The 24908-nt window shown below is 68.1% G+C and carries 22 protein-coding genes; 13 read left to right on the forward strand and 9 right to left on the reverse strand.

Annotation, left to right across the window (positions count from 1 at the left end; genetic code table 11):
- Positions 1–78 precede the first annotated feature (78 nt).
- From AB0C35_RS27155 to AB0C35_RS27175, 5 genes are all read right to left on the reverse strand, one after another.
- Entirely contained in the window at positions 79–1029 is a 951-nt protein-coding gene (locus AB0C35_RS27155; RefSeq protein ID WP_358461330.1) for a Gfo/Idh/MocA family oxidoreductase, read from the reverse strand.
- Positions 1030–1063: 34 nt separating this feature from the next.
- Positions 1064–3682, reverse strand: coding sequence for a tetratricopeptide repeat protein (locus AB0C35_RS27160; protein ID WP_358461333.1), 2619 nt, complete (start codon positions 3680–3682; stop codon positions 1064–1066).
- Between the two features lie 465 nt (positions 3683–4147).
- The gene (locus tag AB0C35_RS27165; protein ID WP_358461336.1) at positions 4148–4609 is read right to left on the reverse strand and encodes a hypothetical protein; all 462 of its coding nucleotides are present in this window, start codon (positions 4607–4609) and stop codon (positions 4148–4150) included.
- A 23-nt stretch (positions 4610–4632) separates the two neighbouring features.
- Positions 4633–5010 (reverse strand): hypothetical protein, encoded by a 378-nt coding sequence (locus AB0C35_RS27170; RefSeq protein WP_358461339.1) that lies wholly within the window; start codon positions 5008–5010, stop codon positions 4633–4635.
- Positions 4989–5387 (reverse strand): ATP-binding protein, encoded by a 399-nt coding sequence (locus AB0C35_RS27175; RefSeq protein ID WP_358461341.1) that lies wholly within the window; start codon positions 5385–5387, stop codon positions 4989–4991. Before AB0C35_RS27175 ends, AB0C35_RS27170 begins: the two co-directional genes overlap by 22 nt.
- 206 nt (positions 5388–5593) lie before the next feature.
- On the opposite strand from AB0C35_RS27175, the gene AB0C35_RS27180 reads away from it, so the two are divergent.
- The 5 genes from AB0C35_RS27180 to AB0C35_RS27200 all read left to right on the forward strand — a co-directional run bounded on the left by AB0C35_RS27180 (position 5594) and on the right by AB0C35_RS27200 (position 9720).
- Positions 5594–6379, forward strand: coding sequence for a helix-turn-helix transcriptional regulator (locus AB0C35_RS27180; RefSeq protein WP_358461347.1), 786 nt, complete (start codon positions 5594–5596; stop codon positions 6377–6379).
- Entirely contained in the window at positions 6376–6555 is a 180-nt protein-coding gene (locus AB0C35_RS27185) for a DUF397 domain-containing protein (RefSeq protein WP_358461402.1), read from the forward strand. The genes AB0C35_RS27180 and AB0C35_RS27185 overlap by 4 nt, the downstream gene beginning before the upstream one ends.
- 1144 nt (positions 6556–7699) lie before the next feature.
- On the forward strand, positions 7700–9130 hold the full coding sequence (locus tag AB0C35_RS27190; protein ID WP_358461350.1) for an OmpA family protein: 1431 nt from the start codon (positions 7700–7702) through the stop codon (positions 9128–9130).
- 17 nt (positions 9131–9147) lie between these two features.
- Positions 9148–9384, forward strand: a complete 237-nt coding sequence (locus AB0C35_RS27195) for a hypothetical protein (RefSeq protein ID WP_358461353.1) — start codon at positions 9148–9150, stop codon at positions 9382–9384.
- Positions 9385–9468: 84 nt separating this feature from the next.
- Positions 9469–9720 (forward strand): DUF6458 family protein, encoded by a 252-nt coding sequence (locus AB0C35_RS27200; protein WP_358461356.1) that lies wholly within the window; start codon positions 9469–9471, stop codon positions 9718–9720.
- A 74-nt stretch (positions 9721–9794) separates the two neighbouring features.
- Here the strand turns inward: AB0C35_RS27200 and AB0C35_RS27205 are convergent, their stop codons facing one another.
- From AB0C35_RS27205 to AB0C35_RS27220, 4 genes are all read right to left on the reverse strand, one after another.
- Entirely contained in the window at positions 9795–11210 is a 1416-nt protein-coding gene (locus AB0C35_RS27205; RefSeq protein WP_358461359.1) for a dihydrolipoamide acetyltransferase family protein, read from the reverse strand.
- 5 nt (positions 11211–11215) lie between these two features.
- Positions 11216–12199, reverse strand: coding sequence for an alpha-ketoacid dehydrogenase subunit beta (locus AB0C35_RS27210; RefSeq protein ID WP_358461361.1), 984 nt, complete (start codon positions 12197–12199; stop codon positions 11216–11218).
- A complete protein-coding gene (gene pdhA, locus AB0C35_RS27215) occupies positions 12196–13326 on the reverse strand; it encodes a pyruvate dehydrogenase (acetyl-transferring) E1 component subunit alpha (protein WP_358461364.1) in 1131 nt (376 codons plus the stop codon). Before pdhA ends, AB0C35_RS27210 begins: the two co-directional genes overlap by 4 nt.
- Positions 13327–13545: 219 nt before the next feature.
- A complete protein-coding gene (locus AB0C35_RS27220; protein WP_358461367.1) occupies positions 13546–15165 on the reverse strand; it encodes a hypothetical protein in 1620 nt (539 codons plus the stop codon).
- 96 nt (positions 15166–15261) lie between these two features.
- Here AB0C35_RS27220 and purS point away from each other — a divergent pair, with 96 nt between their 5' ends.
- From purS to AB0C35_RS27260, 8 genes are all read left to right on the forward strand, one after another.
- Positions 15262–15504 carry a phosphoribosylformylglycinamidine synthase subunit PurS gene (purS, locus tag AB0C35_RS27225; protein ID WP_358461370.1) on the forward strand — a complete coding sequence of 81 codons (243 nt, stop codon included), beginning with the start codon at positions 15262–15264 and terminating at the stop codon, positions 15502–15504.
- A 199-nt stretch (positions 15505–15703) separates the two neighbouring features.
- Positions 15704–16144 (forward strand): ATP-binding protein, encoded by a 441-nt coding sequence (locus AB0C35_RS27230; RefSeq protein ID WP_358461373.1) that lies wholly within the window; start codon positions 15704–15706, stop codon positions 16142–16144.
- A gap of 99 nt (positions 16145–16243) precedes the next feature.
- The gene (purQ, locus tag AB0C35_RS27235; RefSeq protein ID WP_358461375.1) at positions 16244–16924 is read left to right on the forward strand and encodes a phosphoribosylformylglycinamidine synthase subunit PurQ; all 681 of its coding nucleotides are present in this window, start codon (positions 16244–16246) and stop codon (positions 16922–16924) included.
- Positions 16921–20547 (forward strand): phosphoribosylformylglycinamidine synthase subunit PurL, encoded by a 3627-nt coding sequence (gene purL, locus AB0C35_RS27240; RefSeq protein ID WP_358461378.1) that lies wholly within the window; start codon positions 16921–16923, stop codon positions 20545–20547. Before purQ ends, purL begins: the two co-directional genes overlap by 4 nt.
- Positions 20548–20637: 90 nt before the next feature.
- Complete coding sequence (locus tag AB0C35_RS27245; RefSeq protein WP_358461381.1) at positions 20638–21012, forward strand: hypothetical protein; 375 nt, start codon at positions 20638–20640, stop codon at positions 21010–21012.
- Positions 21013–21187: 175 nt separating this feature from the next.
- Positions 21188–21538 carry a hypothetical protein gene (locus AB0C35_RS27250; protein ID WP_358461384.1) on the forward strand — a complete coding sequence of 117 codons (351 nt, stop codon included), beginning with the start codon at positions 21188–21190 and terminating at the stop codon, positions 21536–21538.
- A 111-nt stretch (positions 21539–21649) separates the two neighbouring features.
- Positions 21650–21928, forward strand: coding sequence for a hypothetical protein (locus AB0C35_RS27255; protein WP_358461387.1), 279 nt, complete (start codon positions 21650–21652; stop codon positions 21926–21928).
- 1514 nt (positions 21929–23442) lie between these two features.
- Positions 23443–23979: a hypothetical protein gene (locus AB0C35_RS27260; RefSeq protein WP_358461390.1), complete on the forward strand. Its 537-nt coding sequence runs from the start codon at positions 23443–23445 to the stop codon at positions 23977–23979.
- Positions 23980–24908 lie beyond the last annotated feature (929 nt).

The following is a 24908-nucleotide window of genomic DNA, read 5'->3' on the forward strand; positions in this document are numbered from 1 at the left end:
GCTGCGTTCGCGTCCCCGGGTGACTACTGTGGGCGTACTCCGTACAGCGCCAATAGGCGGATGGGACCATGCGGTGCTTCAGGAGAATGTCGACCTGGTCGGCGGTCTCTGTGGACGTAGGAGCACATCGTGAAGGCGGAGGCTCCGGTCGTGCGGTATCACTGGGGCACCGTCCCTGAGATACCGGTTGTAGAGGGCGGTGTAGTGACTTTCTCGCCTTGGGCGGTGGCCGTCACTGCCGAAGAACTCCTGCACCGTTCCCCGACGTATCAGATGTCCTGCGACACCGTGGTGGTCCAGGACCAGTTCCGCGCCGGAGGAGTATCCGATCCTCGTGGTTCTCGCCGGAGCGGTGACATGCCAGCTCGTCAAGACCGTGGCCTCGACGTCACCGGAAGCCGCCCGGCATCTGATTCGTCCTTCGAAGGCGGACCAAGGCTCAGGACCCAGTGAACGAAGCGACACCCGTTCGAGAGGCTCGACGAAACGGTTCAGTACGCTCAGCGCGTTGATTCCCGAATCGATCCAGCTGTTGCCGAATCTCTTCTGCGCCGAGTCGAACTCGGCCTCGTAAGGGTCGGCGAACGACGCCATTATCGATGTGGGATCGCCGAGAACGGTGGAGAGCCGATCGGCCAGACCGGCGCCCCAGCGGACCTCGGGGGAGAAGGCCATGTGGTAGGCGACATCAACGGGCGGAAGGCCGCCTGTTCCGTCCAGGAGCCGGCGCGCCTCGGCGAAGCTGTCCGCGGCGGGCTTCTCGACCAGGACCGAGGCCCGTGGGAAGTACTCGGCGACTTCGCCGCACACCGGCGGATGTGTGTGGGTGGGTGTCGTGATCACGACGAGATCGGGCTCGTGCCGGGTGGCCGCGTCCCGCAGGGTCGCGTACACCGGTACGTCGCGGTCGCGGAAGGTCAGATGTTTCGGTGGGGCCGGATCGACACCGGCCAGGACGGCAGTCTCCTCGATCCGCTCAAGCACCGTGAGGTGGGTTCTGGCGACCGTCCCCAAGCCGACGATGATCACATTGTGCGATGCCTTCCCACCAGCCATGCCCTCATCATTCCCCCCGGTCGCCGCCCACGGCCCGCCAGCGCCCTCTGGTCGTGTCCTCGCCGTCCAGCCATCGGATCGGATTCGTTGAAGGAACGGGATCGGTGACCGCCCACCATCGTGCGATCTCGCCCCAGAAGCGATTTCCGCCCAGATCGGCGGAGATGGCGACCACCTGGGCGGCCGCGTCGGCATGACCGTCCAGATCCGCTCGCTTCCTAGTGTTGAACGCGCGGGCGACCCAGCACCAGATCAGCCCGCCCGGGTAGCCGGACCGGTTCGTGAGGGTGATCCCTCGTTCGATCTCGGCTTCCGCCGCTGCGTGATCGCCCGAGTTCGTCATCGCCACGGCCGCCGCCGCGTGGAGTTTGACGAGCTCAATCTTGTTGAGGATGCCCTCGTTGATCTCTACCGCGAGCGGTCGCACGCCGAGGGCGTCCTCGGGGCGCCACCATGCCAGGGCCTGCACGAGATCGGTCAGAGCCTTTCCCTCCGCCGCGATGTTCCCGGTTTCCCTGGCCAGCTCCAAGGCTTCGCGGTAGAACGCCTCCGCGCGTGAGAACAGGGCGTTGACCCGGAAGACATGGCCACGCAGCCTGAGAATTTCGCCGCGGAGCTGCGCCGACTGCGCGGGCAGCCGATCGAGGGCGGACAGGGCGTCATCGAACCGGCCATCGAGGAAACTGTGGTCGGCGAGCCAGTACCCAGCCTCCGTGGAGTACTCGCCCGTGGTCTGCCACAAGCTCTCGTAGTCGACGGCGGCGGCCGAATAGTGCCCGGCGACACGGAGAGCATGGGCTCGATGCAGGACGAGGAATTGCCGCAACCGCTCGGGAAGCGATGGTTGCCCAAGGGCGGCTTCGGTGTTCGAGAGCGCGGCGTCCAGGCGGCCTGATCGGCGTTCTCTGGTCCCTCGGATGCCCAGGATCAGTGCGTCTACGGCGTCGTGGCCGGTAAGGCGCGCGTCCGAGCCGATGTTCCAGCTGCCGGACGTCACCAGCCGTTGCGCCGCATCGACGAGCCAGTCGAGGAACCCGTCCGTGAGCGCACACAGGCCCACTGCCTGCTGGAACGCCGCCGCTTCGACGCTGCGGTCGCCGTCGCCGTTCGCCTTGGCCACCACGTACCGGAGATGATCTCCGATCCTGGCGGCGACCTCCGCGCGCTCTCCGGGCGACCACGAGTCGGACAGGTCGACATCCGCTTCGCGGATAGCATCGCGCAGGACCTGGTGGAGGGAGTAAGGCCAGAGGCGGTCGGGATCCACTTCCAGAAACGGGCGATCCCTGAAACGCCGGATCGCCGCGTCCGCGACATGTGGGCAAGCGGCTCGGATGGCTTCGAGGTCGAAGCCATTCAGCAGGGCGGCCGCCCGCAGCAGGTCTCGCTCGTCTCGCGTCAGATCGCGGAGCATCCGTACCGCCACGGCGGGAAGGGGTGGCCCGAAGTCGGCGGTCGCCGGCGTCCGCCCCCGGGCGAGCAGATCGAGATAGGTCGTCACTGCGATATCGAGATACAGCGGCAGTCCGGCACTCGCGGAGACGATGGATTCCCGGATGTCCTGCGGTATCGCCGACCGGCCCGCGTTGGTCACCGCGCTTTCCAGATAGCTGTGGGCGTCGTGTGCGGAAAGATACCCGACGAGGTGCTGGCGCGGCTCGCGGCCGATATGACCGGCATACAGGTGGGGCCAGCGTTCCAGGCCGATGAAGTCGAGCTCGTCCGGACGCGTCAGTTCGGCCCAGTCCAGCCGGTTGCGGCCGGTGACGACGAACAGCACGTTCGGCATGAGGAATACCGATCGCTGCAACCATCTTTCGGCTTCCCGGGTTGCCCGATCGGTGATGACTTCGTAGGTGTCCAGAAAGACGACGGGCGGCGACGTGGGCTGCGGAAGCCGCGCAATATCCCATGCCAACAGGTAGGGGAAGTAAGAAAGGGTATCGCTGTCTGGATCGGCTTCCAGTAGTTCCGGAAGAAGCTCGCATTTCTTTAGCGTCCGGTGGTTGACCACCGCCTCCTTCACCCGGCTGAAGGCCAGGTTGGCCAGCCTGTACGCGGCCTCCGTACCTGGAATCAGACCGGCGACATCGGTCACAGCCGACGATATATTTTCGGCAAGGTCGCGGTCACGGGCCCGGCCGAGCACAGAATCGCGGTTGATGAAGTCTTCCAGGGGCTCCCCTGGGTGGGCTCTCGACCAGTAGACGCTCAATGCGAGGTCGAACGCCGGGAAGCGCGGCACCAGGCGGCCGAGGCCCGCGCGCAGGCGCAGGACATAAGATTCCAGGTCGTAGGACGATGACTCGGCGAAATCGATCCGTACGACCGCTGGAGGTCTGGTCCGCCTGCTGTCGAACCCTTCCTCCAGGTAACGTCTTTCAAGCTCTTGCGATAGCGTTGTTTTTCCTATTCCACCGACACCGTAGTAGACGAGAACGTTCTTTCGGGGAGCGCTGCGGTCCACTACGGGAGATATTTCGGCTTCGTTCAGGACCTCGTTCAATGCCTCGATGGAGGAATCAAAACTCTCGATTTCCGATATTCGATTTGCAAAGACCTGCTGAGCTGAAATGGGTGAGGCCAGCCCGAGAGCGAACGCGGCGCGAAGATTGAGCTTTGGCACGAAGCCGAGTATACGCGGAACGGTCCGCTCCGCCTGATGAAGATCATCTTGTTCGTCTTCGGCACGGTCGGTTCGTGTATCGAGCTGGTTGGTCGTTCTTAGCAGACGCACCCTTAATGGCCGGTCCGAATACCGAAATGTGTGGCTGCTCCTTTTGTCCGGAGGCGGAACCGTCAACTGATCAACCGGCTGGAAGACGTTCCCCGGGGGTTGGGGCACCGACTCGATGGCGAGTTCACCTGGTGCCCGAGAGCGATCTGATCGGGGGTGATCCCTTCGGCAGGTTCGGCGAGGTGTTGACCTGCCGGTTGCGGCGGCGACGGTCTGGAAGCGAGAGTCGCGGTCGGGGGACGGTTTCGGGGATCGCCGGGCGCAGCCTCAGTCGATTCGCCACCGCCGATTCGCAGGTGCCCGCCGAAGGCCGGGACTCTCGGGCGGTGCTTTGATGGAGTTAGTGGGTTTGCCTCACCAGGCGGATCTGGTCGGGCGTGCGGACGTTCCGGCCCAGCGGCGGTAGGCGGCCAGAAGACGGGTAAGCCGTCGCTGGGGGCGGTGACCGGTCCTGATGGGACGTCTGTGGCGTGGCGCGGGAACTCTTGGGGCGATCCAGGTGCCGTCCGGGCTGCGGGTGGACGGGCCAGGGCGGCGCGCGAGCGTGGGGCCGGCGGTGGCGTGGAGTTGCCGGGCGAGGTCGGCGGAGGTCTTGGCCTCGACCAGACGGTTCGGCAGGAGCGCCCAGAAGGATCCGCTCCATTCGCCGTGCCAGATGCACAGGCCCGGGAAGGATCGGCGTAGTTGGTCGAGGGCCTGGTCGATATCGAGGTCGTCCAGCTCCAGTGGGGTCGTTGCCCATGGGGCCGGTGGTGACGTGGGCGTGGAGTGCCTGGCGGGCGGTCGGGCGTGCCAGAGCTCGGGTGGGTGGGGCATCGTGATGGCTCTCTGGTGGCGGGTTACCAGGTGGACGGGAACATGCGGTGCTTGAGGAGCGCGTCGACCTGGTCGGCGGCATGCTTGCTGTCGCCGCAGAGGGAGAGGTAGCCGCCCCTCCCGCGTCCGGCCTCGTAGTAGGCCCAGCCGCCTCCGGGTATGGCGTGGACGCTCACCGCGACGCGGACGTGGTCGTCGGGGCTGAACGCGAACACCCAGAGCAGTGGCGGACGAGTGGGAAACTCATCGGCCTGGTAGAGCTTCACGTAGCGGTAGCTCTTGGCCTGGACGGCGACGGCGAGCAGGTCGAGGTTCCGAATCGCCGTGGTGCGGCCCAGGCGGGTCCGCCAGCGCAGCAGGTGGCGTCCCGCCTGGACGTTCAGCGGGCGCAGCGAGCCCATACGACCTTTCCTTCCTCGATGAGCGGCCGGACGCCCCAGTCGTGGACGAGTTGCGCCATCAGCAGCAGGCCGCGCCCGCTCTCGGCGTCGTCGTCCTCGCCCTGGACGACGGGGAGGGCGCTGCTCTCGTCCGAGACCTCGATGACGGTGAGCGGTTCGAGCCCGTCCGGGAAGATGTGGACGATGATGTGCCCGACCCCGACGTGCTTGTAGCTGTTGGTCACCAACTCGGTAACCACGAGCCGGCCGATGAAGTCGTCGGCGTGCCCGAGTTCGCGGAACCGGTCGGTGAGGTAGCGCCGCGCTTTCGCGGGCGCCTCGTCGGACGGATCGAGGACGAGCGGTGGCGCCTCTGGCGCGAGCAGGACCGCTGGCATTGGTGAACCCCTCCAGCCTGGACAGAGGCTGATCGCAAACGGGGCCAACCCGCCAAACCGGAAGAACCCGCCACTATCACCCTGTGTTATCGAACGACACCATGAAGTCACAGGGCGGCGTACGATTCCTGGGCAGCAGCCAAGCAGTCTCAAAAGACTCACAAATGGTGCCGTGCCGAGTGCCGCCAGCCGGAGGTGTCGTGTCAATGCAGAGGATCAAGCCTGAGTTCCAGAGCTTCGGTGCCGAGGTCCGGCGTCTCCGCAAGGCCGCAGGACTCAACCAGCAGCGACTCGCTGACCTGGTGAACGTGACGCGCAGCTACATCACGCAGATCGAGGCCGGCCGGACGCGTTGCCGCCGGGAGACGGCTCTGCGGCTCGACCGGGCGCTCAAGTCCGGCACGGCCCTCGTTGAAGCGTGGGACGAGCTACTAGAATCCATCAAGTCCGACAAGTACCCTGAATTCTTCGCCAACTTCCCGAAGGCAGAGCAGTCGGCCAGCATGCTCCGCGCCTACGAAGAGAGAGTCGTACACGGCCTATTTCAGACAGAGGACTACGCGCGAGTCCTGCTGAGCGATGAAGATGCCGTCAAGAACAGGATGCGTCGCCAAGAGATACTTGAGCGCGATCCCGCGCCAGCGGTGACGGTAGTTATGGATGAGACCGTTCTCTATCGTGAAGTTGGCGGTAAGGAGGTGATGAGAGAGCAGCTCGAATACCTCATCGAGTTGTCTCGTCGAGAAAAGATAAATATTCAGATAACGCCGATCAAATATATTCGGAATATCTGGGCGACCTTCGTAGTCGCCACCCTGCCGGATCAGCGGCAGGTTGTCTATACAGCGAAAGCATATGGTGGGGAGACTTCTACCTCCCCGACTGAAATAGCTCTAGTGAACGAAACCATGGCTACGCTTCAAGCTGAAGCACTTAATGCATCAGACACGAGAGACCTGATCAGGAAGGCGATTAAGGAAAGATGGACATGAGTGCGGCGGTATGGAAGAAGGCTTCCCGCAGCAATGAGTCAGGGGATGCTTGTATCGAGCTGGCGTCCAACGGCGAGATAGTTGCAATTCGGGACAGTAAGGACCCTGGCGGCCCCAAGGTTTTGGTAAGTAGTGGCGAATTCCGGCGACTCGCTGAGATGCTCAAAGATCTCTGAGGGGGTAGCGCGATAGATGGTCCGACGAGGTTCAATCCTGCCCAGACAAGCGATAAGCCTGGACGAGCGAGAACCTCGGGCGCACGATGGCCGTCTGTCAAAGCTCCCACGAACGTGGTGTCATGGCCGGCGTGGACATATGCGGGCGTACGGGCGGAGTCGGGGCGACCACCTATGGCCTGCGGGAGTCGGGCGCAGGCGCTACCACAACGTACTGGAGTTGTCGCGTGCTCGCGGGTGGGTTGAAGAGCGAGATCGACCGCCTCCGGCTCAGCTCATGGTGGCGAGTACGAGCAGTCGGTCGCGTATGACACCGGCGATGTCACGGGCTCGTCGCTTGTTGCAGTCGACGCGCAGGACATTGAAAAGCTCATTCGATCGGCTGCTTGCTGATAAAACTGCACTTCGACGTGACTGCTGCCCGGTGTGGTTTGATCTCCGTGGTCAGGTGGTGATGCCCGGTTCATCCGCACTTCCCGTCCCCATCATGTCGTGGAGCGCTTCGAGCGTGCGGGCGCGTTCGGCCAGGAGTGTGAAAATGCGTGCGGTCACGAGCGCGCCATAGGCCGCCCGGTGCGGCGTCAGTCCTACGGGGGAGACCCTCAGCGAGTTCGAGGGATGTGGCAAGTTCACCGAGACGGTAGCGCCCGCGTCCGAGAAGCAGATGCCTGGCGACCTTGAGCGTGTCGAATATCTCCGGGGTGGCCAGGCGTCCCCGACGCTTGCGTGCCTCGAGACCGCGTCCACGTGGGCGTTCTGGGCGACGAAGACGGCCCCGTCCAAGGCGCGCCGCACCTCAGGTGCGATGTGGTCGAACTTCGGTGCCGACGTCCACGACGGCATGTCGACTCAGTCCAGTCGGTCACTGCTCCGGCTCCTTCCACCCGATGTCGGCCCGACCGTGTCGGCGCTCCCGATGCGGGTGATCGGCGTCGTGCATCTGGAAGCCGAGACCATGCTGAAGGAGGTAGCGGGGCTGCTCGTCCGGCAATCCGGAGAGAACGGCGGACTCCCAAGTCGGCTGACGGTTCAAGCGCATCCAGGGTGTCCTTGGCGGAGATATGGCGGAGATATGGCGGGGGGTGTCGGCGGTGGCTACTCTGGCCCGCGTCCCCCGCCCGTCTCTCCCCCCGACGGATGATCGATGCGCCATGCCTTGCCCCTCGCCGCCTTCCTCTCGGGGCTGCTGCTCCTCGCCGGCTGTGGTGGTGCCGGTGGGGCGGAGAAGGTTGATCCGCCGACGGCCGGGGCCGGTGGGGCCGCCAGCCCGGCGAATGCCGGGGGTGCGTTCGCCAAGGAGGGCTGGTTCGGTGGGGCGGACGGGCTGCACGCGCGTGTCCAGATCAAGGGCGTCGAGCGGCAGGGCACCAAGTCGGTGCTGCGCTACAGCGTGACGTCTCTGGACTCGTCCGCGAAGTCCGTGAGGTTCGCCATCGGGCTCCTCGATCCGGTCGGACGGCTGCTCTACCGGCCCACCGGGTCCACGAGCGGGGACGGGTTCGCGCCCGGCGCCACCCGTGAGATGGCCGCCGAGTATCCGGCGATTCCGGCGAGCGTCGAGAAGGTCACCGTGCTCACGCCGGGGACGGCGGGGGAGTTCACCGGCGTTCCCGTGACCGGAACCGGTGACGCGTCCGCCGCGTCCTCGGCCCGGCTGCGCGGCAACCCCGCCGACCTGTACGACATCACCGAGGGCGAGATCAAGGACGTCGCGTCGAGCGGCTCGCGGGTGACGGTCAACCTGCACACCGACGTGCTGTTCTCCACCGGTTCCGCCGAACTGTCCGGGCGGGCCAAGACCGTCCTGGACGAGGCCGCGCAGGAGATCAAGGCGAAGGCCATGCGCCCGCTGACGTTCGAGGGGCACACCGACACCAAAGGCGGCGACGCCGACAACCTGAAGCTGTCCAAGGAGCGCGCCGAGGCCGTCCTGAAGGAGATGAAGACCCGGCTCGGCGACGGCTTCACCTACACGGCGCGCGGCATGGGCGAGGCGGAGCCGGTCGCCCAGGAGGGCGGCGCCGACGACGCCACGGCACGCGCCCGCAACCGGCGCGTCGAAATCTCCTATCAGGTGAAGCGGCCGTCGGAGGGTTCGGCGAGCCCGTCCACGAGCCCAAGCGGTGCCGCCGCGCCCGCCGGGTTCCGCCCGGACGACGGCAAGACGGTCGCCAGCCGCTACGGCCGTTTCGGTGAAGCGAAACGGCGCCTGGACGTCAAACCCTTCTACCGGGATGGCGCCTACATCGTCGCCGTGTTCGACATCGTGAACGAAGGACCCGGCACCACCCCGCCCGACGCCGCCTACGTGCACAAGGACTACCCGGGAGGCGTGTTCACCTCGTTCTCCATCCAGGTGCCGGGGGACAAGACCGTCTACCGCGCTGTCCGGATCGGGCCGGGGACGCCGGGTTCCTCCGGCGCCTACGTCGACCCGGGACGCGCCGTTTTCCGGACGGGGTTGAACCAGCCGGTCCGCGGCTTCGTCTATGTACCAGCGCCATCGGGGGACATCACGTCCGTCGTCTTCGACGGTGGCCCTTTCGGAAAGGTCAACAAGGTTCCAGTCTCGTAGTGCAGGAGATCCACGACATGCGTGCCGCTCCCAGCCTTCTCCTCGCCCTCTTCTGCCTCCTGTTCGGTTCGCTCCTCACGTTCACGGTCGAAGACGAGACCAACTCCGACGCGTGGATGCTGCACATCTTCGGCGTGGTCCTCATGGCGGGGGGCGCGCTGGGCCTCCTGGTGTGCCTGATCACGACCTTGAACGCCCGCCGGTCCGGCGACGGAGACGAACCCGTCGCGGAAGGGGACGGCCTGTCGCGGTGACCTGCCGCCCGTTCGACGTGTGACCGGCGATCCGAACGGATAGTTAAAGAGCACGGCTACGGATCGTCTGGCGGAGGTCATCGCATGGGTGTCGGCGTCAGTGTTTTCACGATCACGCTCGGACTGATCCTCAAGTTCGCGATCAGCCCGGACGCGATGACGGACCCGGTGGACATTCACGTGATCGGCGTGATTCTGATCATCGTCGGCGGCGTGTCGTTCGCGCTTCAGCTGCTGATGATGTCGCGTACCGGTGGACAGCAGCGCGGCCCGCGGTTCCAGCAGAGGCGGGACGAGCGCACCTACGACGGAGAGAACAACCCGCCCGTCCCCTGAACGCCCGCCCCCGGAAAAGTGTGAGGCCGGTGCCGCCTGCACGGCACCGGCCTCCGAAACCGTCGATCCCCGGGCTACGCCCAGGCGAGCATGCGGATCGGGTCCTCCAGCATGTCGCCGACGTCGCGGAGCACCCGCGACCCCAGCTCGCCGTCCACGATCCGGTGGTCGAACGACAGCGACAGCGTGGTGACCTTCCGGATCGCCAGCTCGCCCTCGTGCACCCACGGCATGTCCCGGATCTGGCCGAACGCCAGGATCGCGGCCTCGCCGGGGGTGAGGATCGGGGTCCCGGTGTCCACCCCGAACACGCCCACGTTGGTGATCGTGATCGTCCCGTCGGACAGGTCGGCCGGGGACGCCTTGCCCGCCCGCGCCTTCTCCGTCAGGGCGTTGATGGCGCGGGCCAGGCCGGGCAGATCGAGGTCCTGCGCGTCCTTCACCTTCGGGACGATCAGGCCTCGGTCGGTGGCGGCCGCGATCCCGAGGTTCACGTACCGCTTGACGACGATCTCCGCGCCGGAACGGCCGTCGCCGGACGGGTCGTCCACCCACGTGGAGTTCACCTGCGGGTTCCGCGCCACGGCGGTGAGCAGCGCCCGCGCCACCAGCAGCAGCGGCGACACCTTCACGTCCGCGAACTCGGGCAGCTCGCGGAGGCGTTTCACGGTTTCCATCGTCCGCGTCACGTCGACCTGGAGGAACTCGGTGACGTGCGGTGCGGTGAACGCCGAGCCGGACATCGCCGCCGCGGTCGCCTTGCGGACGCCCTTGACCGGCACCCGCTCCTCCCGCGGCCCCGCCTGGGCGGGCACCTGCGGCGCCTCCGCCGCGGACTGGGCGGCGAGGACGTCGTCGCGCGTGATCGACCCCTGCGGGCCCGATCCGGTGACGGTGGCGAGGTCGATGCCGAGGTCCTTGGCCATCTTCCGGACGGGCGGCTTCGCCAGCGGCAACCCGTTTTCCACAGGCTGTGGACGAGGAGCCGGCGGCGCCTGGGGCGCAGGGGCCGGGGCCGGAGCCGGGGCCGGGGTGGCCGCCGGCGGCGGCGTCCCGTTGGTCGCCTTGCGTTGACGGCGCTTGGTCGCGCCCTCCTTGACCCCGTACCCGACGAGGACGGGCTGCCGCTTCGGGGGCCCCTCCGGGGACACCATGCCCGGCTCCTCGACGCGCGGCACGCCGTCCTCCTTGATCGCCGCCGCCTGCGCGGGAGGCTCGGACACCGGCGTCGCGACGCCGCCCTCGCCGTCGGCGTCCACGGAGATGATCGGCTTGCCGACGTCGACGGTCTCGCCCTCGCTGACCAGCAGTTCGGTCACCACGCCCTCGAACGGGCAGGGCAGCTCCACGATCGCCTTCGCGGTCTCGATCTCGACGATCGTCTGGTTGATCTCGACGGTGTCACCGGGCTGGACGTGCCACTTGACGATCTCGGCCTCGGTCAGGCCCTCGCCGACGTCCGGCAGCTTGAAGATCTTCGGCTGGCTCACGGGCGTCACCACGCGAAGGTCCGGTCGACGGCATCCAGGATGCGGTCGAGGTCGGGCAGGTAATGGTCCTCGATGCGGGACGGCGGGTACGGCGTGGAGAACCCGCCGACCCGCAGCACCGGCGACTCCAGCCGGTAGAAGCACTTCTCGGTGATCCGGGCGGCCAGTTCGGCGCCGAACCCGTTGAACACCGGCGCCTCGTGGACGACGACGCAGCGTCCCGTCCGGTTGACCGAGTCCACCACGGTGCCGATGTCGAGCGGGTTGAGCGAGCGCAGGTCGATGACCTCCAGCGACCGTCCCTCCTCGGCGGCCGCGGCGGCCGCCTCCAGGCACGTCTTCACCGACGGCCCGTAGGCCAGCACGGTCACGTGCTCACCGGGCCGGACGACCCGGGCCCGGTGCAGCGGCGCCCAGTCGGAGTCGGCCGACTCGACGTCGACCTCGGCCTTCTCCCAGTACCGCCGCTTCGGCTCGAAGAAGATCACCGGGTCGGGGGACGCGATCGACTGCTGGATCATCGCGTACGCGTCCACCGGGTTCGAGCACGCCACCACGCGCAGGCCGGCGGTGTGCGTGAAGTACGCCTCGGGCGACTCCGAGTGGTGCTCCACCGCCCCGATGCCGCCGCCGCACGGGATGCGGATGACGACCGGCAGCGACAGCGCGCCGAGCGACCGCATCCGCATCTTCGCGAGCTGCGTGATGATCTGGTCGGCGGCCGGGAACACGAACCCGTCGAACTGGATCTCGCACACGGGGCGGTAGCCCCGCAGCGCCAGCCCGATCGCCGTTCCGACGATGCCCGACTCGGCGAGCGGCGTGTCGATGACCCGCTCCTCGCCGAAGTCCTTCTGCAGCCCGTCGGTGATTCGGAAGACCCCGCCGAGCTTCCCGACGTCCTCACCCATCATGAGGACCTTGGGGTCGTTCTCCATGGCCTTGCGGAGGCCTTCGTTCAGCGCCTTGCCGAGGGTCAGGGTGGTCACTTCGCCTCCTCCTCGAACGAGGCCAGGTAGGCGGCGAACTGCTCCTGCTCCTCGGTCATCATCGGATGCCGGTCCGCGTACACGTTGTCGAACATCGCCAGGGGTTCGGGGTCCGGCAGTGCCAGGCACGCCTCCCGCAGTTCCCTGGCCGTCTGCTTGGCCTCGTCGTCGACCTTCTCGAAGAACCCCGAGTCCGCGAGGTCGTTCCGCACCAGGTACGCCTTGACGCGCTCGATCGGGTCCTTGAGCTTCCACGCCTCCTCTTCGGCCTTCAGCCGGTAGCGCGTGGGGTCGTCCGTCGTCGTGTGGGCGCCCATCCGGTACGTGTACGCCTCGATGAGGGTCGGGCCCTGCCCCGTCCTGGCGTTCTCCAGAGCCTTCCTGGTGACGGCCAGGCAGGCGAAGACGTCGTTGCCGTCCACTCGCATGCCCGGGAACCCGAATCCCTGTGCCCGCTTGTAGAGCGGAATCCTGGACTGCCGTTCGAGTGGCTCCGAGATGGCCCACTGGTTGTTCTGGCAGAAGAACACGATGGGCGCGTTGAACACCGAGGCGAACACGAACGACTCGTTCACGTCGCCCTGCGATGTGGCCCCGTCCCCGAAGTACGCGATCGTCGCGCCCGCGGACGATGTGCCCAGGATGCCGTCCCGCTGGATGCCCATCGCGTACCCGGTCGCGTGCAGCGTCTGGCTGCCGATCACGATGGTGTAGAGGTGGAAGCCGTACTTGGCGGGGTCCCACCCGCCGTGGCTGACGCCCCGGAACAGGCCGAGCAGCCTCAGCGGCTCCAGCCCCCGGCACCACGCCACGCCGTGCTCCCGGTACGTCGGGAACACCATGTCGTGCTCGGACAGCGCGCGTCCTGACCCGATCTGCGCCGCCTCCTGCCCCAGCAGCGACGCCCAGATGCCGAGCTCGCCCTGCCGGGTGAGCGCCACGGCCTCCAGGTCGATCCGCCGCACGATCACGAGATCGCGGTACAGATCGCGTACTTCCTCGGCGCTGAGGTCCAGGGGGTAGTCGGGATGCTCGACGCGCTCGCCCTCGGGGGTGAGCAGCTGGACGAGCTCTGGCCCGGCGAGCTCGGGGGTGTCGGGCGCACCGCGCACGGAGTCGATCGTCATCGATGACACTCCTCGTTCGGGGCCGTCGCGCGGGATCGCCGCACGTTCGGCCGATGTCAACGGCGTTGGGCCCCGGTAAGGGACAAAAGCCGCTTATGCCATCGTGGCAGACATCACACCTAGCGATGCAAGTCCGCCACCGAGGTCCCTACCCTGAGGCACATCCCCTGACCCAAACGTGATACACGCCACCGTCACCACGACCGTGGCGGGGCGGGCTCATTCGCGGGAGAGGGCCCGGGTGGCTCCGGCGGCGACCGTCAGCCCGAGGAGCAGGCCGGCCGTGACGATCAACATGGCGATCCACTGGTAGACGCCATCGGGAGCGAAAACCCTTTCCTGACCGAGGTCGCCGATGGGCAGGAGCAGGTCGAGCGTGTAGATGAACGGGTTGAAGTGAGGGCTGTCGTCACTGTTCAGGATGGCGGGCTTGTGGAAGGAGAAGACGATCGTCCCGAAGGCGAGCAGGCCGATCAGCCAGCTCGCCGCACGGAACGGACGGTAGCCGTAGCCGACCAGGCCGTCCTGCAGCCAGCCGACGATCTTGCGGGGGACGCCCTGCGTCTTGCGGCGGTCCCGGGCCTTGGCGAGCAGGACCGAACGCCCGTCGGAATCCAGGCCGAGGGCACGGTAGGTCTGGGCCAGACGCTCGTAGGGCTGCGGAGCGTAGCCGTCGGTGTCGCGGTGCAGCCAGTCGAGCCGCTCGCGTGCCGTGAGCGGCGGTTCGAGCGTCTCGTACTGCAGGCCGTCCAGCTGGAGGCGCTCCGGCCAGGACTTCGCGTCATCGCGCAGCAGGTTGACCCGGGCGTAGGAAAGGTCCGCGATGCCCTGGATCGGCTCGGCGGTGCGCAGGAGGAGCTCCTCCGCCTGGATGCGCTGGACGCTGAGCGCCGTCCCCTCCTCATGCCGCAGGACGGCGTCGCGCAGGCTGAGCTGCCCGGTGATGCGGGCGCCGGCGAAGCTGACGGCGCCGACCGCGCTGAAGCCGTCCGAGCAGTAGACGTCGGTCTCCACGCCCAGGTCGTCGGCGTTCAGGGCGGTGCGCTGGGGAGCCGACAGACGCGCGCCCACGAACGACAGGTAGCCGCCGACGCGGGCGCCGCGGAGCCGGATCTCGCCCTCCGCGGTGAACCCGCCGTCGCAGAACACGTTCGCGGCCACGTCCAGGCGGCTGGCGTACAGGGCGGCGCCGGACGGGTTGTGCAGCCGCGCCCCCCGGAAGATCAGCTGGCCGCCGACGCGGGCACCGGGCAGCCGGACCTCCCCGTTGGCCGCGAAGCCCTGGTCGCAGTAGACGTTCGCCTCGACGGTGAGGCGGTCGGCGAGCAGCGCGTCCCCGCCCGGGTTGGCCAGCTGCACGCCCGACATGTTGAGGATGCCGGTGATGTTCGCGCCGTCCAGCCACAGGCCCCCGGAGATCCGGCTGCCCTCCAGCCACAGGTGCCCGTCGACCCGGGTACCGGACGCGATCAGGCCCGGCAGGCGGCAGCGCATCAGGTGGACGCTGTTCATGCTCGCCCAGTACAGGTGCGGGGCCTCGTCGAACGAGCACGCGGTCAGCGCCAGCGGGACGCTGACCTCCGCGTGCCCGAGGTTCAGCGAACCGGTGACGCGGGCGCCGGTGAGCCGGACGGCGGCGACCTGGCCCGGCTGGGGCTCCACCGCGCCGACGAGCAGCGCGACGAGGACCTCGGCCCTGACCGTCCGCTCGCGCCCCCACCGGTCGGCCTGCCCGAGGTCGTCGTAGGCGGGGTCTCCGGATGACAGGTCGACGGATTCGCCCTTCGGGAAGGCCTCCCAAAGGCGGCGTTCCGCGGGAGTGAGGTCCTCGATGTTCATCGCGCGGCTCCGGGGGTGCGGGTGGTCCGTGATGGACAATGGTGCCGTACGCTTCAGGATCGTAAGGAAAAAGCGCAGACCAGTGAGGGGGCGGTCGTGGCGCGTGTCGTCGTCGACGTCATGCTCAAGCCGGAGATCCTGGACCCGCAGGGGCAGGCGATCGCACGGAAGCTGCCGCAGCTGGGGTACGACGGGGTGGTGGCCGTCCGGCAGGGCAAACGGTTCGAGGTGGAGGTCGAGGGGGAGGCCGACGAGGCGGCCCTCGAGCAGGTCGGCAAGATCGCCGAGACGCTGCTGGCCAACCCCGTAATCGAGAACTACGAGGTCCGCGTTCTCTAGCCGGAAATGGCATGGAATGCCGTTCTGGTGCTGGATGGAGTGGCGCGTTCCACGGCGCTTTCCCGCAACGAGCCGTGAGTATAGCGATTACGGAAGATTCCGCCGGGGAAGTGTTAGCTGCGTCGAGTCGTCGAGCACGCTCCGGGGACCGGGGGAACGGCCAGGAAGCCCGGGGCATGGACGAGGTGTCCGGGTGGATATGAGGTTCTCGCTCTCGCTGCCGCGCGAGGCGCTGAGCATCCCGGTGATCCGGCGAGTGGTCGGGGACGCGCTGCGGGGGCTGGGCGTTTCCGAGGACTGCGTCGACGACGTGCTGGTCGCCACCTCCGAGGCGTGCACGAACGTCGTCCAGCACGCCCGCGCGTCCGGTGAGTACGAGGTCACAGGCCACGTGGACGAGGGCGCCTGTGTGCTCAAAATCATGGACCGGGGCCGCGGGCCCCGCCCGGCCCCCGAGGACAGGGGGGTTTTGAGCGAGTCCGGCCGCGGGATTAAGATCATGCGGGCGCTGGTGGACGACCTGGACATCGACACCTCGCCCGACAGAGGCACCGTCGTTCACCTGCGGAAGCGGCTGAGCTGGCGGGATGAGGCCCTCGTCCGGCGCCTCGACCGCAAACTCATGCACAGCGCCGGGTAGATTGGTAGGCGCGCGCGGGGGAAACGACGCGCAGCGGGGTGATCGGCGGAGGAGATACCGCCCGTCCCGGCCGCCCCACATTTCGGAGGAACAGAAGAGATGGATGCTGCCCGGGTCGGGGTCGTCACCTTCCCCGGTTCTCTCGACGACAAGGACGCCGCACGTGCCGTGAGGCTGGCCGGCGCCGAGCCGGTCGCCCTGTGGCACGGCGACCATGACCTGCAGGGGGTCGACGCAGTCGTCCTGCCCGGCGGGTTCTCGTACGGGGACTACCTGCGCGCCGGGGCGATCGCCCGCTTCGCGCCGCTCATGACGGAACTGGCGGCCGCCGCGGAGGCGGGCCTGCCGGTCCTCGGCATCTGCAACGGCTTCCAGGTGCTGTGCGAGTCGCACCTGCTGCCGGGCGCGCTGCTGCCGAACGCCGGCCTGCACTTCGTCTGCCGCGACCAGCGGCTCCTGGTGGAGAACGCCGACACCGCCTGGACCACCGAGTACCGGGAGGGCCAGGAGCTGGTGATCCCGATCAAGAACCGGGACGGCCGGTACACCGCCGACCGGGAGACGCTGACCGAATTGGCCGACACCGGCCGGATCGTCGCCCGCTACCTGGACCTGAATCCCAACGGCTCCCTCGATGACATCGCCGGGATCTGCAACGAGGCCGGCAACGTGGTCGGGCTCATGCCGCACCCCGAGCACGCCGTGGAGTCACTGACCGGCCCGTCCACCGACGGGCTCGGCTTCTTCACCTCCATTGTCAAGAGACTGGTCAACGCATGAGCGAGCAACCGCCACACGCCTCCGGGCGCGCCACCCGGGAATCCTCGGACGAGCCTTCGATGGAGTGGCTCGGCGAGCTCAAGTCCGACGCCGACGACCCCGAGCTCCAGCCGGTCGACCCGTCGGTCACCCAGGCCTTCGAGGCCATGCTCGACGAGGCCAAGCCCGCCGCGAAGCCCGCCGCCCTGCCCGAACCGGCCGCCGCCGCCCAGCCGCAGCCGGCGGGCCGGCCCGGCCCCGGGGTCCAGCCGCAGCCGGTCATCCGGGTCGACGTCGACCCGACCGTCCAGGCCATGATCAGGACGGCCCAGCCGGGCCCGGTGCTCGGCGGTGGCCCGGCGTTCGGCGGCCCGGCGCCCGAAGAGGCGGCCTTCGAAGGGCCGGACCAGGAGTTCGCCCGTGCCCTGGCAGAGGAGCGCCCGGTCGGCGACCCCACGTCCACCCTGGCGGACCCGACGCTCACCACGCCCGACCTGAACGGCTACACCGCCCCGCCCCCGCCCGCAGACCCCGGCGCCAGCCCCCGGCCGCTGGCGGGCCCCGGCACCGGCCCCCAGCCCGTCGCGGGGCCCGGCACCGGCCCGCAGCCCGCGGTCGACGCCCAGACGCCCTTCGCCCCTCCGCATCCATCCGGCCCGAGCACGGGCCCGCTGCCTGCGGTAGGCACGGGCACGGGCCCGCAGCCCGCGGTCGACGCCCAGACGCCCTTCGCCCCTCCGCTCCCATCCGGCCCGAGCACGGGCCCGCTGCCTGCGGTAGGCACGGGCACGGGCCCGCAGCCCGCAATCGGCACCGGCCCACAGCCGACGCTGAGCACCGGCCCCAACCCCCAGGTCGGCCCCGGAACCGGCCCGCAGCCCGCCGTAGGCCCGGGAACCGGCCCGCAGCCCGCTGTCCACCCGGGCACGGGCCCGCTTCCTGCGATCGGCGGCCCCGGAACAGGTCCGCAGCCTGCCGTCGGCCCTGGCACGGGCCCGCAGCCCGCCGTTGGCCCGGGAACCGGCCCGCAGCCCGCCGTTGGCCCGGGAACCGGCCCGCAGCCGGCCGTCCACCCGGGCACTGGCCCGCTTCCTGCGATCGGCGGCCCTGGAACAGGCCCGCAGCCCGCCGTCCGCCCAGGGTCGGGCCCACAGCCCCTGATCGGCCTGAACACTGGCCCGCAGCCGCCCGTCCCCGGCGACGGACGCGGCACCGGCCCGCAGCCCCCGGCGGGCCCCGGAACGGGCCCTCAGCCCGCCGTAGGCCCCGGAACCGGCCCGCAGCGGGCCGTCGGCCGGGGAACGGGCCCGCAGCCCGCGCTGGGCCTCGGGACGGGCCCGCAGCCCGCCATCGAGACGTCCGCCCCGGTCTATCCCGGCACGGACACGGTGGCGATCGCCGCCGCGTCCCCCGAGCGCCCGCAGCCGTACGCCGAACTGGGGATGAACGACGAGGAGTACCGGCGCGTCCGCGGCATCCTCGGCCGCCGTCCCACCTCGTCCGAGCTGGCGATCTACTCGGTGATGTGGAGCGAGCACTGCTCGTACAAGAGCTCCAAGGTGCACCTGCGCCAGTTCGGTGAGAAGGCCCCGAAGACCGACAAGCTACTCGTCGGCATGGGCGAGAACGCCGGTGTCGTGGACGTCGGCCAGGGCTGGGCGGTCACCTTCAAAGTGGAGTCGCACAACCACCCGTCCTACGTGGAGCCCTACCAGGGCGCCGCGACCGGCGTCGGCGGGATCGTCCGCGACATCATGTCGATGGGCGCCCGACCCATCGCCGTCATGGACTCGCTCCGCTTCGGCCCCGCCGATGCCCCCGACACCCAGCGCGTCCTGCCCGGCGTGGTCGCCGGGGTCGGCGGCTACGCCAACTCGCTCGGCCTGCCCAACATCGGCGGCGAGACCGTCTTCGACGCCTGCTACGAGCAGAACCCGCTCGTCAACGCCCTGTGCGTCGGCGTGATGAAGCACGAGGACATCCAGCGCGCCGTGGCCCCCGGCCCCGGCAACAAGGTGATCCTGTTCGGCGCCCTGACGGGCCCGGACGGCATCGGCGGCGCGTCCGTCCTCGCCTCGGCGACGTTCGACGAGGAGTCGCACCAGAAGCGGCCGTCCGTCCAGGTGGGCGACCCGTTCATGGAGAAGCTGCTCATCGAGTGCTGCCTGGAGCTGTTCAACGAGGACCTCGTGGTCGGCATCCAGGACCTCGGCGCCGCCGGTGTGTCCTGCGCGACGACGGAGCTGGCCGCGGCCGGCACCGGCGGCATGCACGTCGACCTCGACGCCGTCCCCCTCCGCGACGCGACTCTCCTCCCCGAGGAGATCCTCATGAGCGAGTCGCAGGAGCGCATGATGGCGGTGGTCACGCCCGACAAGGTCGACCGCTTCATGGAGATCTGCGCCCGCTGGGAGATCCCGGCGACCGTGATCGGGACGGTCACCGACACACGCCGCCTCGTCATGACGTGGCGGGGCGAGACGATCGTCGACCTCCCGCCGGTCACCGCCGCCGACGAGGGCCCGGTGTACGAGCGCCCGATGCAGCCGCCGCACGACCTCGGGGCGCTGCAGTCCGACACGCCGGGCCGCCTCACCCGTCCGTCCAACGGCGACGAACTCCGCCGTACCGTCCTGTGGCTGGCCGGGTCGCCGAACCTCGCCAGCAAGACGTGGGTGACGTCCCAGTACGACCGCTACGTCCTCGGCAACACCGTCATGGCCATGCCGGAGAACGCCGGTGTGGTGCGCATCGACGACGAGTCCGGCCTGGGCATCGCCCTATCCCTCGACGGCAACGGCCGCTACACCCGCCTGGACCCGTACGCAGGCGCGCAGCTCGCGCTTTCCGAGGCGTACCGCAACGTCGCCTCCACAGGCGCACGGCCGCTGGCCGTCACCAACTGCCTCAACTTCGGCTCCCCGGAGGACCCGGGCGTCATGTGGCAGTTCGCCCGCGCGGTCGAGGGCCTGGCGGACGGCTGCCAGTACCTAGGCATCCCCGTCACGGGCGGCAACGTCAGCTTCTACAACCAGACCGGCGCCACGCCGATCAACCCGACCCCGGTCATCGGCGTGCTCGGCGTCCACGACGACGTCCGCCGCCGTGTGAACATGTCGCTCACCACCGACGGCGCCACGATCGCGCTGCTGGGGGAGACCCGCGAGGAGTTCGGCGGCTCCGAATGGGCGCACGTCGTCTACGGGCACCTGGGCGGCCTGCCGCCGCTGGTGGACCTGAAGGCCGAGGCGGCGCTCGCGTCCGTCCTGGTCAACGCCGTCCGCGACGGGCTGGTGACCGTCGTCCACGACCTGTCGGACGGCGGCCTCTCCCAGACCCTCGTGGAGTCGTGCCTGCGCGGCGGCCTCGGCGCCCGGATCACACTGCCGGGCGACCCGTTCGTGTCACTGTTCAGCGAGTCGGTGGCCCGCGCCATGGTCGCGGTCCGCCCGGGCGCCGAAGCGCGCCTGGCGGCCCTGTGCGAGTCCGCGGGCGTCCCCGTCACCCAGATCGGCGTGGCGGGCGGCGACTCCCTGAGCGTCACGGGCCGCGGCCCCGAGGGCGACCAGCAGGAGCTGTTCAGCATCCCGCTGTCCGAACTCCGCGAGTCCCACGAACGCACCCTCCCCAGCTACGCCGACTAACGCGAGGGGCGCCCCTGGTGGGGGCACCCCTCGCGTTAGTGCTCCAAAACAGGTCTTCTGCTCATTCCGACCCGATGGTCTACTGACGTCATGGCCACCGCCCGGACTCTGGGCCGGATCCTCAGCGGACTGATCGCCTACCTGACCGCGCCGATCCCCCCACCAATCCGCCACAAACCAGATACGCACCGCGAAGACGATCGAGCCGCTCGCGGCCACTGGCGACGTTTCACCACACCGGGCGTGGACAGTAGCTGGCCAATGCTGGCGACCTCGCTCCTGATGTGGATCTTCCTTATCTACGCCTGGTCCCAGAACATCGGTGAGTACTTCCAGTACGCCTGGTGGTACGGCGCCCTCATCACACTCGGTACACCGTTGATCCTCCTGTTCCTCACCCGAACCCTGTACGTAATGGCCCTGAAGCACGGCCTCCCCCTCAGACCAACGAGAAACCGCCGATGACCACGGAATTGTCAAGGGTGGCGTGGCGCGTAAGCCGCCAGCCTCGGTTCTGGCTGCCGCCATCCTCAACACCTCGCATCGGGGCCGCCTCGCACCATTCCCACCAGGTCGCCGTAGCCCCTGGCATGTAGCCCCCGCTCCGCCTTGATCAAAGGGTGTAGGGCACCATGAAACGATGGAGCGAGAGACCCTAGCCGCGCTGCTGGTTGGTGACCAGGACGCCTACAGTGCATGTCGCGAGGCTTTGCTCACGGGAGCGGAGCCAAGTGCCAGTTCGGGTCTGGTGCCCGTCTCCGATCTCATCGCGACCTACGCGGCGCGCGAGGCCATCACTCGTGAGAATGGCATTCCGACGCTCGGCTTCGCCGTCGCGCTTCGCAGCCTTCGAACCTGTGAACTGGAAGAGGTGCTCCTGTGGTGGGTGACGCAACTCGAGCCGGCTTACCTCTTCTTGCTCTTCCTGAGCGCAGACGAGGCGCGCGTGGTGGCATGTATCGGTGTGAGCCAGGATCCGAAGTTCCGGTAAACGAGCACTCCGGAGGAGTAGGACGGCGATGCGCCCCCCGTATTGGCCGATGCGCTGAGGCTTCGTTCCGCGAATGCTCCGGCTGTCGGTAGGGCGTGGTGGGATACGACGATGAGCGAATCTCCCCAGCTGGTCACACAGCTCCTCAAGGCAGTGGTCGCGTACACGTGGTTCTTTGAGACCTGCGATGAGTCGGAATTGGACGACGACACGGCGATGCAGCAGATGGAGTATGCAGGTTACCTGCTGAACCAGCTCTCCGACGTGGACAAGCGGCGGCTGGTCGACGATTTGGCAGCCCTGGCGGCGAATGAGACTGCACCGGCGTACCGGGAGTTCGTAACGACGTTCGCCTTCGCCATGGGCCTCGTGGAAACAGAGGACGACTGAGGCGGCGACACACGCCCCACAGCGCCCCTTGGGACCGTCGCCGGCGGCGGGTCGCAATGCGCGGGCGCCTCTGCCTGAATGACTGATGACTGCCCCTTACGGTGGTGTTCGGCGCTTCGACAGCGACAACCTGGTGATCCCTAGCCCGGACAAGGCTCCAGCAACGCGAGGACTGAGGTCCCAACTCGCTTCGTTAGCACCGCCGCTCGGCGCACGGTTCAAGTTTTGATCAGATGGGACATTTCTCGAGGCAAGCCGGGCATCGCCGGACCTTGACTCTCTCGGGCGCGGGATCTGTCCAAGCGCAACCCTGCGGAAGCATCGTCCGGTGAGTCGTACCGCACGCCGGCCTAGTGGTTCCAGTGGTTACGGCGTGAGCCACCATCGGACCGAGATTAACTAGTTCTACGTTATTCCACTTGCCATCCGAGTCGCGAAGCGGCCGCGATGGGTCCTTCGGTCCGATTTCTGTGTCGTGCCCGAACCACATTTCGTACTCCACGGTCGGAGTATAGATAGGGCCATGGACTCTGCTCATGCTGGCCACCCTCCGTACCACGTGTTCCGCGTGGGCATCGCTCGGTATGCGGCCTGGTGGCTTTCTTCTTCTGCCTCCCTCCCGTGTTCTCATTTCCTACGTCTGTGATCTCGGCTCGGCGAGTGCCTGAGGGTGACCAACTCCTGCGGGCGGGCGACTACGGGGCGTTCGGGTCGACGTCCATCGAGCCGTGGCTGGTGGAACGGGTGGTCGCGGTCGGAGCGGCCATCACTGAGCGATGCGCGGTTAGGAGCGCGACATCCCGCTATCGGAGTCTGTGCGGCTGCTGCTGGCCGAGCACATGCAGGCGGCCGACTTCCCGCCTGCGCCGGTGACGCTGCCGTGGGAGACGCCGGACGGTGCCCCGGTCACAGCTCGGCTGATCTTCACGACCCCGGCAGGGGACTGCGGTTACCCGAACCGAGTGGAATCGGTTCGTCTGGAAGCCTGCGCTCTTGCGCACACGCTCCGCACCTACAGGTGTACGTCTAGAAGACTGAGTTCTGACCACCCCAAGATCGCGACCTGCGGCAATGTTGCCCGCTGCTGCTCTGACCTGGAGCTATTGCCCTCGGTGGTTCTCATCGTCTCGCGCATGATCGTGAACCCATGTGCCCCCGATGTGCCCTCACTAATCGGAGGCGCTTTCGGCTGGCAGGCGCCATCAGCTTAGGAAGTCTCGTCCCTTGATCAACGATCACCAGCGAACCCACTGACCTGTCAGTACGTGCCCTCAACCCCGCTGAGGACCGCACGTCCCCTTGATCGTCCGCCCTGACGGGCACGCAACGGGCACGGCGCCAACTGCGGACCCATGTTCTGACCTTCTGATCCGTAGATCCCCAAACGATCACCGGTCCCCGTCCGGATCAGTTCGCACGCTTGGCTCGGGTGGCTCCCAACGTGGCTCCCACAGGAGCCAGAAGACCAGTGGCTTGCACACTAACGGGGAGTCGCAGGAAGTGAGTCGCCGTTGATGGCCAACCTGACGCGCGTGCCGATCATCGCATCACCGGATCATGCGAACCAGCGGCAAACTTGGCCTATGCCAACTTCGCCGCTCATGCGCAAGGTCCGTTTCGATGTCCGGCCATGGGGGGACGGACCGGACCCCGCCCGCGAGCTCCTGCCGTACATCGACAATGTCAGCCTTGTGGACCTCGTCTCCGGCTTCGAGCACGCCGCCGGCTATGACGCACCTGGCGCATACGCCGGGATCGTGCTCGATCACTTCAACTTCGGCGACCTGGCCGCCTACCTCATGGGACAAACAGACTCCGCCTACTGGGCGAAGCGCGGCGTGATCGCCCTACTCGGCTGCGACTGCGGCGAGGTCGGCTGCTGGCCGCTTGAAGCGCGCGTGCTCATTGATGACGACCTGGTGACCTGGCGGGGGTTTGCTCAGCCCCACCGACCCAGGCGCGACTACGGGAGCTTCGGTCCCTTCACGTTCCGACGGAACCAGTACGAACGCGCAGTCCGTGAGGCGGCTGCCCTCACATCCAGCCCTTGATCGCTGCAAGAGGTAGCGGACGCCGCCAGTTTGGAAGATATCGGTTCCCGATCTTGAAACCAGCCCCGACGCAGCTCAACAGCCACAGCCCATGATCCGCAAGTGACCGTAGCACCCCGCTACCGACCACCCCAACGGGCACGATCAGGGCACGCCGCGGACGCGCGCGGGGCGGTCCCCGTGGTGCCCGTAGGCGTGCGGCGTAGCCGCTGTTCTTCCCCCACCTTCCTCCCCCCGGCCCGACGAGACCTGTACCTAGCGGCTGACGGGTTCCGGCCGCCGCCATCATCGACACATCGGGTCGGGGGGAGCCCCGCACCCTTCCAGCCCAGCTCTGGGACTACCTTGCTTATCGCGTGGTCTTCAAGGCGGGCCCGTGTCACGATGTGCGGCATGTCGATGCGAAAGGGCTATGCCGCGTAGACGGCCGGCTCAACTTCGATGGGAGTTGCCACCGCTCCGACCGGAAGGCGGAGGGCGCTTCGTGCCCATCCCGGGATTGTCTCCTCACGGCGTTGCCGTCCTGGTCAGATTCGAGCACGTCCGCATGTGGCCCGGGGCTACGGCTGAGGCCCTTCGATTGTGGGCGGAGTTCCTCGGAGACCCTTACCACCGGCTCTACGATCCCAAGTACGAGGGCTGTGGCTACTGGGGGTGCTGTACGGACCCCTGGGAGGTGCGGACCTACTTGGAGGCGGTGGCGCATGCGCTGCCTCGGCGGGATGCTCGTCGCTTCCGCAGCGAACTGTCAGATCTGGATGAGCGCTGGTGACTGGGCGGCGGTGCGTACCCCGTGGTGGCCGGGTGGTCGGGGGCGGCGGACGTGTCGCGATGCGCGGCCCGGCGCGGCCGTCCGGTGACCGGCGCCCACGCCGCACGCTCCGGGCGGCCTGGCGCGGGGTGCTGGCTGGTGCGGGGGAGCTTCACCC

It is taken from the genome of Spirillospora sp. NPDC048819 (assembly GCF_040650055.1).
In the GTDB taxonomy this organism is placed as follows: domain Bacteria; phylum Actinomycetota; class Actinomycetes; order Streptosporangiales; family Streptosporangiaceae; genus Spirillospora.